This is a genomic window from Rouxiella sp. WC2420, assembly GCF_041200025.1.
Taxonomy (GTDB): domain Bacteria; phylum Pseudomonadota; class Gammaproteobacteria; order Enterobacterales; family Enterobacteriaceae; genus Rouxiella.
Window position 1 is genome coordinate 15,670 of sequence record NZ_CP165628.1, and the last position, 14,658, is coordinate 30,327.

The window sequence follows — 14,658 nt, forward strand, 5'->3', positions numbered from 1 at the left end:
ATAGAGACTATTTTAGTGAGCCTCAAGCGGTTCCGCAGTTTTTTCCGGTTTGACCATCAGCGTAAGGAGCACTGATATCAGTAACGACGCGGCCATAAAGATAAAAGAGGCCGCCGGACCCCCGGTACTGCCGTTCAAATAGCCCACAAACCAGGAACCAAAAAACGAACCTAAAGCCCCAAGGCTATTGATTAATGCCATTGCGCCACCGGCGACATTTTTCGGCAACATTTCGGGAATAATCGCGAAAAATGGCCCGTAAGGGGCATACATCGCGGCACCTGCAATCACCAGCAGACTGTATGAAATCCAGAAACTGTGCTGCCCGATAGCCCATGAACAGAAGAAAGCAATGGCACTAATCAGCAGCAAAGGCCAGATAAACAGCTTACGATTCTGCATCTTGTCTGAGGCCCATGAGGCAACAATCATCGCGATCGTGGCGGCCAGATAGGGCGCGGAAGACAACCAACCGGCCTCGACCATGCCCATGCTTTTTCCTGCTCGCAGGATTGAAGGTAACCACAATACAAAACCGTACACGCCAATACTCCAGGTGAAATATTGGATACACAGCAGAATCACATTACGGGAACGAAATGCTTGCCCGTAGTTGGCGACCGCTTTGATATTTTCCTGCTCTTTGGCTAGCGTGGTGGCCAAAGCCTTTTTCTCATCCTCGCTTAGCCAGCTTACTTCTTCAGGCTTGTCTTTTACCAAAAACCACCAGAAAACAGCCCAAATCACCGCCGGGATGCCCTCAAAGATAAACATTTCCCGCCAGCCAAACGCATGGATCAAATAGCCGGAAAGCACGGACATCCACAGCACAGTGACCGGGTTTCCCAATATCAGAAAAGTATTAGCGCGTGAGCGTTCCGATTTGGTGAACCAGTTACTGATATAAACCAGAAGGGCGGGCATCACCGCCGCCTCTACAATACCCAGCATAAAGCGGATAACCGCCAATAGCGGGATGCTGTTAACCATGCCGGTTAGTGAAGCAAAAGCGCCCCACAGCACCAGACACCAGAACACCAGCTTCTTGACGCTGCGTCTTTCGGCATAAATCGTCCCAGGTATCTGAAAGAAAAAGTATCCTAGAAAGAACAGGGCACCCAATAGGGAAGACATACCCTTAGTAATGCCAAGGTCATCGTTGATGCCAGCGGCGGAGGCAAAGCTGAAATTGGAACGGTCGACGTATGCCAAACTATAGGAAATAAAAATGATCGGCATAATAAACCACCAACGTTTGGCGGCTAATTTGACCTCACTCATTTTTATGCTCCTTGTTATTATTCACGCCCTGACTGCGCGTATTTTGGCTGCATTTACTTGAACATTTGCTCATCTTGCCACCCGATAATTGCTAAGCTTCCGCTGCTTCCTTGCGTAGTAATTCAACGTAATAACGAGTTACTGCAGTAAGATCTTCGCCCTCTAAAGGAAACTCGATGCCGCGCGGCGCAGTGCGGGGCAATTTTGCCAAAAGCGGTTTCCAGCTTCCGTCGCTGTCATCGAGTGCGACGGCATGTAACTTCCCATTACGTTGTTGAGCTGCTTTTACGTGCACATAGCTGACATGCTGGCTTAAGGTATTCGCGGCTTCAAGCGCGTCCTGGCCGACCCACTGCCAGTTCGCCATATCAAAGGTCATCGCAACCGGAAGATGTAGGGCTTCAGCGGCAAAGAAGAATGCGTTCATAGGGTGCAGAATACCGCCGTCAGGGGTTTGATCGTTCTCAACGACCAGTTCAACCGCATGTTCATTCAGCAGAACTTTCAATTCTGTAAGATCAACGCCGGGGGCAAAAGCACCGAGTGCAATTTTCAGTTTGCGGGCATCAAGGTTATCAGCTTCGGCCAAAAATTTTGCCAGGGAAGGGTTTATGCTGCTGTCAGATAAAAAGAGCGATTCTGGAACCGAATAAAAAGTATAAAGCCCGTGCTGACGAATTTTTTCACCTAACGCCTTGAGGTGGTCTATTTCTCCCTCGACCAGCAATTCGCGGCGGATTTCAACGCCATCGGCGCCTGATTCTGCAATCGGCTTGAGTAATGCTTCCTGCCCGCCTAAATCTTTAACCGCTTGATAGCCGTAGGCTGCGGTCACTATCACGATGTCTGCCACATTCTCTGGTTTGCTCATGCCAATTTTCCTTATGCGCCGTTGTTTTTTTAAGCAAGGTGTTTTCGCTGTTTGAGAAACTAAATAACTCGGTAAACCTGATAGTTAAAGGTAGGCTAATTTTAGCCTCAGGCGTAGTTTCTGTTAACATTACGTTAACTGGAACCGGTACCAAGTAAAAGTTCAGTTACAGGAAAACACGATCTCGTGGGTCAATAACGAGATCAATGTCACGATTTCAACGGATCGCTTTCAGGGATTTATTAAACGAGTTGGGTTGAGCCGCGAACAATTAATTCGCCTGAGAATGCATGTTCCTGCACAGGCTCATCGCTGCCTTGAATGCGTTTGACCAACTGACCCAGAGCCGCGTAGCCCATATCGTACGTGGGTTGCTTCAAGGTAGTGATACCGACACCGGCAAGCTCTGCCCATTCAAGGTCATCAAAACCGAGCAGGCCGATATCCTTGCCCCAGACCATGCCAACTCTGCGCATTGCGCGTGCAATAACCAGCGTTAACGAGCCATTTACCGAGATGACGGCGCGGCGTTTATCAGGATAGCGGGCTGCAAAATCCAGCAACAATTTTTCCAGGCTTTCACTGTCATCCAGCAATACTTCGCCTTGCTCGGCAAATTTTTGCGGCTCTTTTTGCATCTGTTTCAGGAAAGTATGTAGACGCTCGAGGCGAGTATTAATGGTGACCGGTTCACTGAGAAACTGAATGGCTTCAAAGCCCTGGTTCAGTAAATGCCGAGTCACTTCAGTGGTGGCTTCAGCATTATTCAAGCCAATGACATCACAGGAAAAATTAGCGATTTTACGGTCAATCAACACCATCGGTAGTTGCGACTGTTGCAACGAAGAAATTGCTTCTTCACGCATCCCGACCGCGTTAACTACGATGCCGTCAACGCGATAGCTGCTCAGCAGGCTCAGGTAGTGCTTTTCCTGATTGAACTCATTGTTGGTGTTACACACCAGCAGAGTCAGCCCCTGTTGGCGACAGGCGGCTTCAACGCCACGCATGACTTCAACCGAATACGGATTGGTGATATCGGCAATGATTAAGCCGATCAGGCGAGTTTCACCGCTTTTCAGGCTACGAGCCATCTGGCTTGGTTGGTAGTCCAGCAGGGCAATTGCCCGTTCGATGCGCTCTTTCAAGGTATCGGAAAGCAGATGCTGTTCGCCGTTAAGATAACGCGAAACGCTGGTCTTTCCGGTTTTAGCGGCACTGGCCACGTCCCTGATAGTTGCACGGGGAGTCGATGTCTGCGCTGTCTTAGCCCTGCTCACGTTAAATCTCCTGAAATAGTCGCCAGATAACCTGTTGCGATGATAGAGAAAAAGGTTATTTCTGTTGATAAAGGAGACTAGCACAGAGCGCAGTAGCAAGGAATGAAACTTACCCTTCGTTCCGAAAGCGACAGCTGCGTTGGCGGCGGGTGACCCCCATTCACTCAGCTACCCAAGCTTCAGGGGGTCACTCTTTTGCCACTTTGCCTCCACTTCGGGGGCTTGGATCAGTCAGTTTTTATTGCAGCGGGCTAAGGGTGATTTCTACGCGGCGGTTCTGTGCCTTGCCATCTTCAGTGCTGTTCGAGGCGATCGGGTTGGCAGGGCCAGCTCCTGAAGTATGTACGCGATTACCTGCGACACCTTGGGTTATCAGTGCACTGCCTACGCCGTCGGCACGTTGTTGGGACAGTTTCATGTTCAGCGCCTGACCGCCAGTGCTGTCGGTATAGCCCACGATATTAACGGCAGTCTTAGGATACTCTTTCAGCACCATGGCAACGCCAGTCAGCGTATTCGCACCCGCTGGTTTTAGCGTGCTGCTGCTGCTGTCGAAGGTGACGTTGTTTGGCATGTTAAGCACAATGTTTTGGCCCTGACGCGTCACACTGACACCTGTGCCTTTCATTTTGTCGCGTAGTTTGGCTTCCTGAACATCCATATAATAACCCGCGCCGCCACCCAGTGCGGCACCGGCTGCAGCGCCAATCAAAGCACCCTTGCCGCGATCGTGTTTAGAGGATGAAAGCATCCCGACACCGGCACCCAATGCAGCGCCAACGCCAGCTCCAATGCCTGATTTGCCCGCTTCAGACTCTCCAGTGTAAGGATTGGTGGTACAGGCCGATAACCCGAGCGTGACGCACAGTGAACCGGCAATAATCCAAATACGTTTATTCATTTTTTCTTCCTTTGAAGAATTAATATTTGCTGTCTAGCGGTTTGGCTATTCCAACTGCTTGCGCTCTTTATGCGAGAAAACGCAGAGTTAATCACTCAGATAAATCTGCATCTGCGCTGTAGTATTAAAGCTATTTAAAAATCTTCTGATTGTTTAATTAATTTTAAATATAGAATTTCAAGAGTTATATATTATCTTAGGGAAATGAGAGGTGAAAATAGTGCATTGAAAATATAGATAATTAATTGGATGTAACTTATCTCACATTATGTGAAATTATTTTTATTAAGCTATTCCACACGGGTCATCGCCAATAAATCCGAGAGTTTGCAAAGTACCAATGCCTGCGTCGAAATCAAAGTCGAGGAATATAATTTGGATAAACAGTGATGCTGAGGTTTTCTGAATACCTTTACTGAAAGATTAAATTTTCCAGCCCATTATCCAGGTTTGTAGGCCGGTGCCAGGATGACAGGTATCGGCGGTGATGGTAAAACCTTCCTTTTGATAGAAGGCGACAGCGCGATGATTTTGCTGATAAACCTCAAGCAGCAGTTTGTCATGGACGGCTTTGGCAGTGGCCATTAATTGTTGAGCGACGCCACAGCCGTGAAAGGTGTCTCTGACGAACAGAGCGCCAATAAACTGTTCGCTGATGACGCTAATAAAACCGCTGATTTCGCCGTTTTCCGGATTGCAGGCGACCCAAGTCATCGCCTGCGGCAAAAAGGTATCTCTGACCATCGCAGCACTCTCAAACCAATAACTTTGAGTGATAAAAGGGTGCGCGGCTATCGTGCTGCGTAACCAAAGAAGCATCAGCTCATCGAGGTCATTATTGTCAGATTCGCGAATTATGCAGCTTGATATTGAGGATGGCATTGGCAATTGGCCTGATGATCGTTCACCAGGCCGCTGGCCTGCATAAACGCATAGCAAATAGTTGATCCGATAAACTTGAAGCCGCGTTTTTTCAGCGCTTTAGACATAGCATCAGAAACGTCATTTTTAGCCACAACTTCGCCCGGTCCTTGTGGATTATTGACGATGGGCTGGTGGCTGACAAATTGCCAGATAAAAGAAGAAAAATCTTCACCGTTGGCCTGCATTGCCAGCCAAACCTTGGCGTTGGTAATGATCGCCTGTATCTTGCCGCGATGGCGGATTATGCTGCTATCCAGCACCAGATTATCGACGTCTTGCTCGGTCATTTTCGCGATGCGTTCAGGGTCGAACTGATGAAAGCAGCGGCGATAATTTTCGCGTTTTCGTAATACGGTAATCCACGAGAGACCAGCCTGCTGGCCTTCAAGGCACAGCATTTCAAACAGTTCACGTCCGTCTTTGACCGGCACGCCCCATTCTTTATCGTGATATTCAATGTATAGCGGATCGTCCGATACCCAGCTGCAGCGTGTCATTTTAAAGCTCCAAGATTGCGGAAAACTGTCTCCGCAATCTTGGTCTCTCCTTTATTTCTGCGCAAGCACAACCTGTTTAGCCTGCGGCATAGTTTCCAGTTTCATGCGTTTTTCAGGCTGCAAAAGCGTCATGCACAGCATGCTGCAAAACGAAACTGCCGCCGTGGCGGTAAACATCGCGCCGTAGCCGTGATACTGCGCCAGATAGCCACTCAGCGTAGGTGCTAATATTGACGCCACGTTAGCAATCGCCAGCGTCATTCCACTGTAGGTGCCGACCGATGCCTTCGGAGATACGTCAATCACCACGGACCAATAAACGTTATTAACCAGCGCATTCAGAGCGTTACCCAAGGTCATCAGCAAAATGATTTCAAACGGCGAATGTGCGTAAGGGATGAGCACAAAGCAGGTCGCCGTCAGCAGCAGCGTTACCGCCGCAAATACATTGCGTGCCAGCCTGAGATTGCCCGTTTTGCGCAGCAGGTTATCGGCAATTTTTCCACCGAGCAGTACGGTAATACAGGCACCGCTCCATGGGATCATCGCGACATACCACAGAGAATGCAGATCATAATGGAAGGTATCTTGCAGATATTTCGGGCTCCAGGTCACCAAAACAAAAGTCACGTACAGGAAAGAAAAATACCCCAGCGCGTTCAACACGAGCGTGCGGTTAGCGAAAAATGCCCACCACGGGCGAGCCGGCTCATTGTCCTGAACTTGCACTTCTCCGGTAATTTTTTCCAGCTCTGCGGCACTGACTTTGGGATGCTGTTGTGGAGTGTTGGTAAACGAACGGGCGAAAATAGTAATAGCTAACAGCGAGAAGATGCCAAGCACGATAAACATGGTGCGCCAGTCATGGGTCAACAGCAGCAGGCCAACTGCCAGAGGTGCGGTCAGCAGCGCACCCACCTGAGTACTTAACAGCCCAATGCTGAGAGAAAATCCCCTTTCTTTTCGCGGTGCCCAGTGGGCGATGGTTTTATTCATCAGGGCATAAGCCGGGCCTTCCGAGAAGCCGAACATAATGCGCAACACGGCGAAACCCATAATCGCCGAGCCGCTGAACATGGCTATGCCTAGCTCTCCCGCCCAGGCAGTCGCGATTTCCAGCAGTGACCACAGCACGCCAGCGATTAACCAGACTTTTTTGGTTCCGATTCTGTCAGCCAAAAATCCGCCACACAGCGATCCGAAAAGATAGCCGTAGCCGAAATAGCCGAGCACAGCGCCAAGCTGCATTTTTGTCAGATGAAATTCTGTCGAGATATCATTGGCCGCAAAGGAGAGCGCGCCGCGATCGATATAGTTAATTAGCGCGATAAAGAAAACCATCGCAAAAATGCGATAACGATAAGTACTTTGAGATTGTTCGATAGGCATAAATGAGCCTCCTAAGCATGCAAGTCCTTAGAAAGCTGCAAGGTTGATGCCAATCGAGCAGTAAGCAATGAAAAGGGGTCAAAGAGATTGATTAGCCGACCTAATGCGCCATCTACAGGCAATCGCGCTGCTGACATGCGCTGAAATGTGGCATTTAATTTCCCCCAAACTCATTAATTCCTCGCTGTTGGCCTGAATGCTACTTTTTTTGCAGGGTTGAGAGATTAATTGCGGGCTTGCCATAAAACTGATAGAGACTTTCTGAAGCGGTTTTGGTCAATACCAGGATTTCAATACGTCGATTTTCAGCTGCCGTCGGATCCTGCGGTTTCAGCAGCATATTGTCGGCCATGGCGCTGACCTGCAAAATTTTGCTCTCGCTAAGTCCGTTATTGATCAAAGTTTGCTCGGCAGTGACGGCTCGGTCACTGGATAACTTCCAGTTATTATATAAATCCTGATTCTGAAATTTTGTACTGTCGGTATGCCCGGTGATCACGATTTTGTTGTCCAGATGATTTAGCGTAGGTGCCATTTCTTTTAAAAGGCTTTTAAAAAATGGGCCAAGCAGGGCGCTACTTCGGGAGAACATTTCACGGTGTTGGTCGTCCTGAATATTAATTCGCAATCCCTGAGGAACAATTTCGATTTGCAGATTAGCCTGTGCATGGTGTTCAGCGGTTATTTTAATGATTGCCTGCGATAGTTGCTCCATTTCTTCAGCAGAACGCTCCAGCACACTATCGGTCAGGCGGGTTTTAGGGAAACCCAAGTCGATCAGAGAGTTATGCATGTTACTGTCTAAAATCAGCGATTTTTTTTCTTCTTCGGGCGTGCCGGGAGTTTTATATTTTGCTGGTTGAGCATGGGTTACCCAATCGATTACCGTAAACCCGCGACCATCAAGCAGTTGCGGATTACTGAGGTTTGAAATAATCTCATGGCGATCTTTTTCAGATACCGACGCGACAATCCACAGCACCATAAATAGTGCCATCATGGCTAAAGTGAAGTCTGCAAAGGCGACTTTCCACGCCCCACTGTGCGGTCTGGAATGGTGACGAGCTGCTTGGCGCCTGATAATTGTGGTGTGAATTTGCTTACTTTTGTCATTCATTTTAATGGGTCCGACATTTCAGAAACCCAGCTATCGAGCTTGGCAAAAGTTGGCTTACAGTCCAGTGGCAGCATCTTGCGGCCGGCATCAACAGCCAGCAGATTAGGCTTGCCGGCTAAATGATTTACCAACACCATGCGCACGCACTCAAAAAAAGCGATCGTTTTCTTGGTTCGTTGTTCCATGGCGTTGGCCATCGGGTCCATAAAGCAATAGCAGATGAAAACGCCAAGAAAGGTGCCGACCAGTGCAGCCGCGACTTTGATCCCAACCAAAATTATTGAGCCGTCAATGGACTGCATAGTAATAATGATGCCCAATACGGCGGCGCAAATACCAAATCCCGGCATTGCTTCGCCAGTACGCTGTAATGATCGAGAAGGGGTAAGCAGTTCATCCTCGACTGCCATCAGCTCCTGCTCCAGAATGCCTTCAAGCTCGTGTTGATTAATTTTCCCCATTGCCATTAAGCGAAAATTATCTGAAATAAAGGTGACCAGCGATTCTTGTTTCAGAATTAACGGATACTTCTGGAAAAGTGTGCTGTCGTTGGGGATCTCAATATGCTCATCGAGCATTTTAAGGCCGCCAATTTGTACCAGTTCCAGCAATTCATAAAGCAGCATCAGCAATTGTTTTTGAAAATCTACCGTATATTCATTTTTGCTGATTACGCCGATAATTTGTCTTAATATTTCTCTTAATACATAGCGTGAGTTGGCCAGGATCATTGCACCTACTCCCGAACCCAAGATAATGAGGATTTCACCGGGCTGCCAGAACGAAATAAGATGACCGCCAGACATGATGAATCCGCCCATCACACACAGCATGATAGTAAAAATTCCGAATATTTTTTGCATGATTAGTGTTCGTTCCTATAAAAAAACTTTATTTTCTCAGTGATAATTTTATTAATCTGGCAGATGCGGGCTTCTGTCAGATCGAGTGTCAGTGCAATCTCTTTCAGGCTCAGATCATGTTGGTAATACAGGGCCAAGATTATTTGCTCACGTTTTTCTAGCGTGGCGAGAGCATGTTTCATACTGTCAGTATTAATTAACTGATCTTCCGGTCCCTGACTGATTAACGCGTCCGCTTCTGTACCTAGAGTCAGCAACTCATCCAGGCTTTGCATATTTTTAGCACTTTCCAACAGCAAGTATTGTTGATATTCCTCCATACCAAGGCCCAGTGACTGGGTAATTTCCTCTGCAAAAGGCTCTCGGCCAAGCTTGCGGCTCAAAGCGCGCACTGCATCGTTAATCCTGTGCGTTTTTTGTCGCAACCCTCGAGGCCGCCAATCTTTATTACGAAGCTCATCCAGAATGGCGCCGCGAATTCGCAGTTTTGCATAGCCGCCAAAGCGTTCATCTGGTTTCCCGTAACGCCTTATCGCCTCAAGCAAACCGATCAGGGCTATTTGCTCGATGTCATGGATATCCAGTATCGTGCTCGCCTGAAAGGCCAACTGTTTTACGATGCGTTTAACCAATGGCACATAAGCCAGCAGTATCTGGCTCTCTTCCTTTTCTGTAAGGTCACTGTGTCGAGCCAGATCCATAATATTAACTTTATTGGTAAACTATTTTGCTGATAATGACGTTGTCAAAAGGCATAGTAATATCGAGAGTAGTAAAGTCTCGTTCATAGGCCGCCATCATTTTTTTCCGTAGTTCCGGAATAGATAAATCATGAATTGTTTTAAAATCTAGATTAGACAATAAATCTACCGTCGAACTTCGCACAGCCGGTAATAAAGCAATGGTGCGATTCATGTTTGCTTCAGAATCAGTCGATAAAGCCAATTCAAGCAATAAATATATTTCGCGCCCTTCGCTGCTCTGAAGAGTAATAATAATGTTCTTAACTTCGACAAAATGAATATCTTTTTGTCCTTTATGATTTACTTTTGTTAAGTTTGCTTGGTCGTTTTGTAAGATTAATGGATTTACATAGGTAATTAAAATATCAGCCACAATTGCTGCCAATAGGGCAGAAAATAAAATTATTAAAATCTTTTTAATATTCATTAAATACTCTTAGATAGTCATGAGAATGCTGCCATCCGTATCACTGACGTGTTCATCGCCTTTGATTCGTCGGGCAACGAAAATATCGTCGGTTGGTAAATGAGGTTGCTGCTGCCGGGACTGCTGCTGCATTTGCTGCTGTTGCGGGCTGTGAGATGAAACTTGCACGTTGACCTGAACATTGGGTTGCAGCAGATTTTGCCGTAATTCATTGCTCACTGACTGCAAGGCGCGATACACGTCTGGCTGGCCGGCATTGATTTGTACAGTCAATTTTCCCGCCTCAAGATGCAGGGAAATATCGATTTTTCCCATCTCGGCCGGATCGAGCCGAATCATGGCGTGTTGAACTTTGCCCTCAAGCTGCATTTGCAGTTTTTCTCCCAAAGCGCTGCTCAACTGCTGCGCCCATCGGTCGTTATTACCTTGCAACTTTAACGTCGATTCTGTCGTGGTAGTTGGCGACGGCACCAAGCTCGGGCCGGTTCCAGCGATCGGATTCAGACCTATTAACGGCGCTGGAGTCGCGGGTGAAGGCGGCCGTTCAACACGTTCACTTTTAATCAGCAGAGGAAATATCGCGCTCGTATCGGCGTTTACACCTGTTGTTTTAGCATCAGGTAAGATCAGCGCCTGCTGAGCAAGTGACGGGACTTTGGGAAAGCCTGTTGTCACCTCATTCGCCGAAATTGACTGAGATACCGCTGTTGGTGGAGGGCCTGGCGGTACGGACTTTTCCTCTGACGGTGGTGATGCCGGAACCACTGGCGCTGTCCCCTGTGGTGGTGCTAGTGGCAGCGGCAGATTTGTCAGCTGGAGTAAGGAGTCCATCCACTGCTGATTAAGGTCATCTTCGGAAACCGTTTTTTGCGATTTTTCCTGCGGCGATGAGGTGTGTGGAAACACTTCTTCCTGCTCGGAGGTAACGTTAGCGGTAATAAACTGCACAACAAAGGGTATTACCGCCCCTTTAGCTTCGGCGGTGAAAGCCAAAGCAGCCGCAATCGGCGGTGCTGGCTGTGTTTGCGATACAGGCGAAGCGGTCACGGCAGCAGGAATCGTCGTGGAAAGGGGCATTTCAAGCATCCTCATCGGCTGAAACCAAGGAGTAGGCGTTGAGGCCTTCATCAATACAGCAGTGCATTTTCATCGTGGCATCAAGCCGTTGGCTGAGTTTTTTAAAATCTTGCAGCAGGCTTTCAAACGCCGCATACAGCTTACCCAGCGCCAGCTTGCTTTCATGGGTTAGCACACGTTGGCCCAGGCTCGGCAATAACTGCATGATGGCGATATTGATCTGCTCAATATCTTCCAGCCGCTCGATAGCTGGCCGCCGTTGCAACTGTTCGATGCGTTGCCGGATTAAGGTAATGTCATTCTTCATGGCTGCCCATCTGCTCCCATCCGAGCTTGATGTTGTCTAAAATGGCGATAACCTCGTCCAATTGCTCGACATCAAGGTTGTGGCTGGCGTCATAAAGTCGATAGACCGAATAGTCGTAGAGTCCGGCCAGATTAAGCGCCAGTTCACCGCCTTTTTCATAGTCCAGCGCGCTGGTCAATCCATTGAGAATATCAATGCATTTGTTGATGCTTTGTGCCTTGCGCTCAAAGCGTTTTGCCAGAATATGGCTACGGGCGCGCATCAGTTCGTCCATCAGGCCACTGAACAACATCAATACCAGCTGATGCGGCGTTGCCGATGCCACCTGCATCGCCAGCACGGATTCTTGATACAGCGCCACGCCTTGTTCTGAATTACCGTACATTGCTACCTCGTCATCGTTACTGGATAAGACCCAACATGCCGAGCGTGTCGTTCATCTTGCCCATCACTGTTTGCAGCTGAGTAAACTGGGCGAGATAGCGGTCGTATGAGGCCTGATAGCGGTTATCTATCGCCTCTTTTTGCTTCACGCTGGCTCTTCCCTGATGGTCGAGAGTGTCCTGACGCTGTTTGAACATCCCAGTGTTTTTGTTCAGATAGGCATCCAGCGACTGATCGAGTTTTTTAACTAAGCCGTCCTTGCCGTTAAACAAAGTGGTCAGAGCTTTTGGGTCCAGCTTCAGCGCGCTGTCCAGCTTGCTGCTGTCGAGAGTGAGATGACCGGTTTTGTCCGCGCTGAGACCAAATTGCGAAATATTTTTGCCGCCGATCGTAGTGCGCAGTAGGCTTTTTAGATTTCTATCCAGCGAGGCAATCGACGCATCGCCGGCGAAAACGCCACGTTGTGTGGTTTTTGAGCCAATCGCCGTGCTCGCGCCCATTGAATCCAGCATTTTGTTGTAGGCATCGACTAATTTTTGTAGCTGCGCGGTGGTGTCTTTATTGCTGGTCGCGACCTGAATATGCAAGGGCTTGGCACCCGAGACCTGCGCCTTGTTTAATTCAACAGTGACGCCATCGACCAGATTCTCAATTTTGTTGTTGTCGCTCTCGACATCGCGCCCGTTGAAACGAATCACGGCGTTTTGCGCGTTGGAAACCGTCGTTTGTTTTACACCCGACGGTAATCCGCTGAGTGAAAGCGCATTTTTCTTGCCGCTATTATCGCTGCTAAGCATTAACGACACTTTGCCATTGGCCCTGATCAATGAGGCAGTGATTGCGGGAGCGTCTTTGCCACCGGCATTAATGGTTTTTTGCAGTTCAGCCAGGCTGTTCTGTTTAGACAAATCGATTTTCAGCGTTTTACCGTCGACGGTTAAACTCAAGGTACCTTTGGCCGCTTTGACTGCGGCATCATCCAGCCCGGAGAGTTCGATTTGCTGTGCAGTGGCAAGCTGTTTTACCGTGATGTCATAGTTGCCCTTCGCGGCCGTAGAGTTGGCGGTCACGGTGGCGATATGCTCTTCGCTAGTTGTAACGGAATTTTGTAGAACACCGTTTTCATCACGGTTTAGAGATTTGAGCGAAGAGCGGAAATGGCCCATTTCACCTGAAATCGCGGTCAGTGCTTTTTGCTGCGCGTCCTGTGAGCGTTTTTCTCTGGCCAGCTGATCGTCGAGCCTTTTTACATCCAGGCCGGCCAACTTTGTCACCTGGCCCTGCGGGTCAATACTGCCTGTATCGAACATAGTCAATCTCCCGGTTATTGGCGCTGCCTGCGGTATTATCTGCGAGGGTCTTTTGCAAGGGGCATGCCAGTTATTTAATTGTTTATTTTTAATGGCTTATGGATTGGAGAGGAAGGTGGGTTTCCGCGTTTTCAAGCGCGGCGGAAGCTGATGTCATTAATAAAAACACCGCCCGCAGGCGGTGTTTATCAGCTCAGTCAAAGATTATTGCTGCATCAGGCCCATGACCATCTGCGACATATTGTTAGACTGTTTCAGCATCGCCATGCTGGTCTGTGACAGCATCTGCTGGCGAGACATATTGGAAGCTTCAGTGGAGTAATCAACGTCACGAATGTTACCGAGCGCCTGATTGGTGTTGTCTTGCATGGTGCTGAGGTTCGCTGCGGTATGACCCAGGCGGTTGATGTTAGCGCCAAGTTTTGAACGAATAGTGGTAACTTTTTCCATCGCCGCGCTGAGTTTAGTCATCGCGTCTTGAGCGGTTGCTGCGAAATCACCTTTCACGGCCGCTACAGAACTTGCACCGGTGCCTGATGCTGGAGTTCCGCCCTTGGCTACGGACAGGTCGAGCTTGGCCAACGCTGTAATCATGCCCTGCAAACCATCGGGACCCGCCAAAGAATCGGAAATATTCACATTCAGCGTTTCGCCGGTGCTGTCGCCAATCTGGAAGTTCATACCGTTAGCATCAACCAGTTTGCCGCCGGCAGTGGCATCTTTTGCTGCAACGCCTAATACCGCAGGTTTGGCTGGCGTTACTATATTACCACTTGCATCTAATTTAGCAGGAACCGCTGCTACCGCTTTTACTTCAGCAGAACCCGAAGCCGCAGCAGACATCAGCTTTTCGCCGCCGAAGCTGGTATTGCTCATAATATTGTTCAGCTCGCCGTTCAATTCTTTGAATTCGGATTGCATCGCATCATGATCCTGCTGGGTGTTAGTGGCGTTGGCAGACTGGGTTGCCAGGTCTTTCATGCGGTCCATGATGTTGTTCAACTCACCAAAACCGCCTTCTGCGGTTTGCAGCATCGCAGTCGCGTCGCTGATATTACGTTTGGCCACTGACATGCCGCTAACCTGGCTTTGCAGGCGGCTGGCAATCTGCAGGCCTGCTGCGTCATCGGCTGAAGTATTGATGCGTTTGCCCGTGCCCAGACGCTGCATTGAAGTGGTCAGCAGGCTGTTAGCCTTGTTCAACGCGTTGTTGGCAGACATTGAAGAAGCGTTCGTGAAAATTGATAAAGCCATGAGGATAATCTCCTGATGAGGGCTAGGTTAGCC

16 protein-coding genes are annotated in these 14,658 nt (G+C 48.7%); all 16 read right to left on the reverse strand.

Annotated features, from left to right (window positions below; translation table 11 throughout):
- Positions 1 to 12: 12 nt before the first annotated feature.
- Positions 13 to 1,281, reverse strand: coding sequence for an MFS transporter (locus AB3G37_RS00065; protein ID WP_369789310.1), 1,269 nt, complete (start codon positions 1,279 to 1,281; stop codon positions 13 to 15).
- Positions 1,282 to 1,372: 91 nt separating this feature from the next.
- Positions 1,373 to 2,152, reverse strand: a complete 780-nt coding sequence (locus AB3G37_RS00070) for a sugar phosphate isomerase/epimerase family protein (RefSeq protein ID WP_369789311.1) — start codon at positions 2,150 to 2,152, stop codon at positions 1,373 to 1,375.
- Positions 2,153 to 2,394: 242 nt separating this feature from the next.
- Positions 2,395 to 3,432 carry a LacI family DNA-binding transcriptional regulator gene (locus AB3G37_RS00075; protein ID WP_369789312.1) on the reverse strand — a complete coding sequence of 346 codons (1,038 nt, stop codon included), beginning with the start codon at positions 3,430 to 3,432 and terminating at the stop codon, positions 2,395 to 2,397.
- A 238-nt stretch (positions 3,433 to 3,670) separates the two neighbouring features.
- Complete coding sequence (locus tag AB3G37_RS00080; RefSeq protein WP_369789313.1) at positions 3,671 to 4,333, reverse strand: OmpA family lipoprotein; 663 nt, start codon at positions 4,331 to 4,333, stop codon at positions 3,671 to 3,673.
- Between the two features lie 423 nt (positions 4,334 to 4,756).
- Positions 4,757 to 5,152, reverse strand: a complete 396-nt coding sequence (locus tag AB3G37_RS00085; RefSeq protein WP_369791028.1) for an N-acetyltransferase — start codon at positions 5,150 to 5,152, stop codon at positions 4,757 to 4,759.
- Between the two features lie 35 nt (positions 5,153 to 5,187).
- Positions 5,188 to 5,754, reverse strand: coding sequence for a DNA-3-methyladenine glycosylase I (locus AB3G37_RS00090; protein ID WP_369789314.1), 567 nt, complete (start codon positions 5,752 to 5,754; stop codon positions 5,188 to 5,190).
- Positions 5,755 to 5,805: 51 nt separating this feature from the next.
- Positions 5,806 to 7,143 (reverse strand): MFS transporter, encoded by a 1,338-nt coding sequence (locus AB3G37_RS00095; RefSeq protein ID WP_369789315.1) that lies wholly within the window; start codon positions 7,141 to 7,143, stop codon positions 5,806 to 5,808.
- Positions 7,144 to 7,342: 199 nt separating this feature from the next.
- Positions 7,343 to 8,260 (reverse strand): flagellar motor protein MotB, encoded by a 918-nt coding sequence (locus AB3G37_RS00100; protein ID WP_369789316.1) that lies wholly within the window; start codon positions 8,258 to 8,260, stop codon positions 7,343 to 7,345.
- The gene (gene motA, locus AB3G37_RS00105; RefSeq protein ID WP_009637464.1) at positions 8,257 to 9,123 is read right to left on the reverse strand and encodes a flagellar motor stator protein MotA; all 867 of its coding nucleotides are present in this window, start codon (positions 9,121 to 9,123) and stop codon (positions 8,257 to 8,259) included. The genes AB3G37_RS00100 and motA overlap by 4 nt, the downstream gene beginning before the upstream one ends.
- Before the next feature lie 2 nt (positions 9,124 to 9,125).
- On the reverse strand, positions 9,126 to 9,824 hold the full coding sequence (locus AB3G37_RS00110) for a FliA/WhiG family RNA polymerase sigma factor (RefSeq protein ID WP_369789317.1): 699 nt from the start codon (positions 9,822 to 9,824) through the stop codon (positions 9,126 to 9,128).
- A gap of 10 nt (positions 9,825 to 9,834) precedes the next feature.
- Positions 9,835 to 10,293: a flagellar basal body-associated FliL family protein gene (locus AB3G37_RS00115; RefSeq protein ID WP_369789318.1), complete on the reverse strand. Its 459-nt coding sequence runs from the start codon at positions 10,291 to 10,293 to the stop codon at positions 9,835 to 9,837.
- Between the two features lie 9 nt (positions 10,294 to 10,302).
- On the reverse strand, positions 10,303 to 11,370 hold the full coding sequence (locus AB3G37_RS00120) for a flagellar hook-length control protein FliK (protein ID WP_369789319.1): 1,068 nt from the start codon (positions 11,368 to 11,370) through the stop codon (positions 10,303 to 10,305).
- 1 nt (position 11,371) lies between these two features.
- On the reverse strand, positions 11,372 to 11,677 hold the full coding sequence (locus tag AB3G37_RS00125; RefSeq protein WP_369789320.1) for a hypothetical protein: 306 nt from the start codon (positions 11,675 to 11,677) through the stop codon (positions 11,372 to 11,374).
- Positions 11,667 to 12,062 (reverse strand): flagellar export chaperone FliS, encoded by a 396-nt coding sequence (gene fliS, locus AB3G37_RS00130; protein ID WP_369789321.1) that lies wholly within the window; start codon positions 12,060 to 12,062, stop codon positions 11,667 to 11,669. Before fliS ends, AB3G37_RS00125 begins: the two co-directional genes overlap by 11 nt.
- A 16-nt stretch (positions 12,063 to 12,078) precedes the next feature.
- Complete coding sequence (fliD, locus tag AB3G37_RS00135; protein ID WP_369789322.1) at positions 12,079 to 13,371, reverse strand: flagellar filament capping protein FliD; 1,293 nt, start codon at positions 13,369 to 13,371, stop codon at positions 12,079 to 12,081.
- 204 nt (positions 13,372 to 13,575) lie between these two features.
- The gene (locus AB3G37_RS00140; protein ID WP_369789323.1) at positions 13,576 to 14,625 is read right to left on the reverse strand and encodes a flagellin; all 1,050 of its coding nucleotides are present in this window, start codon (positions 14,623 to 14,625) and stop codon (positions 13,576 to 13,578) included.
- Positions 14,626 to 14,658: the final 33 nt, after the last annotated feature.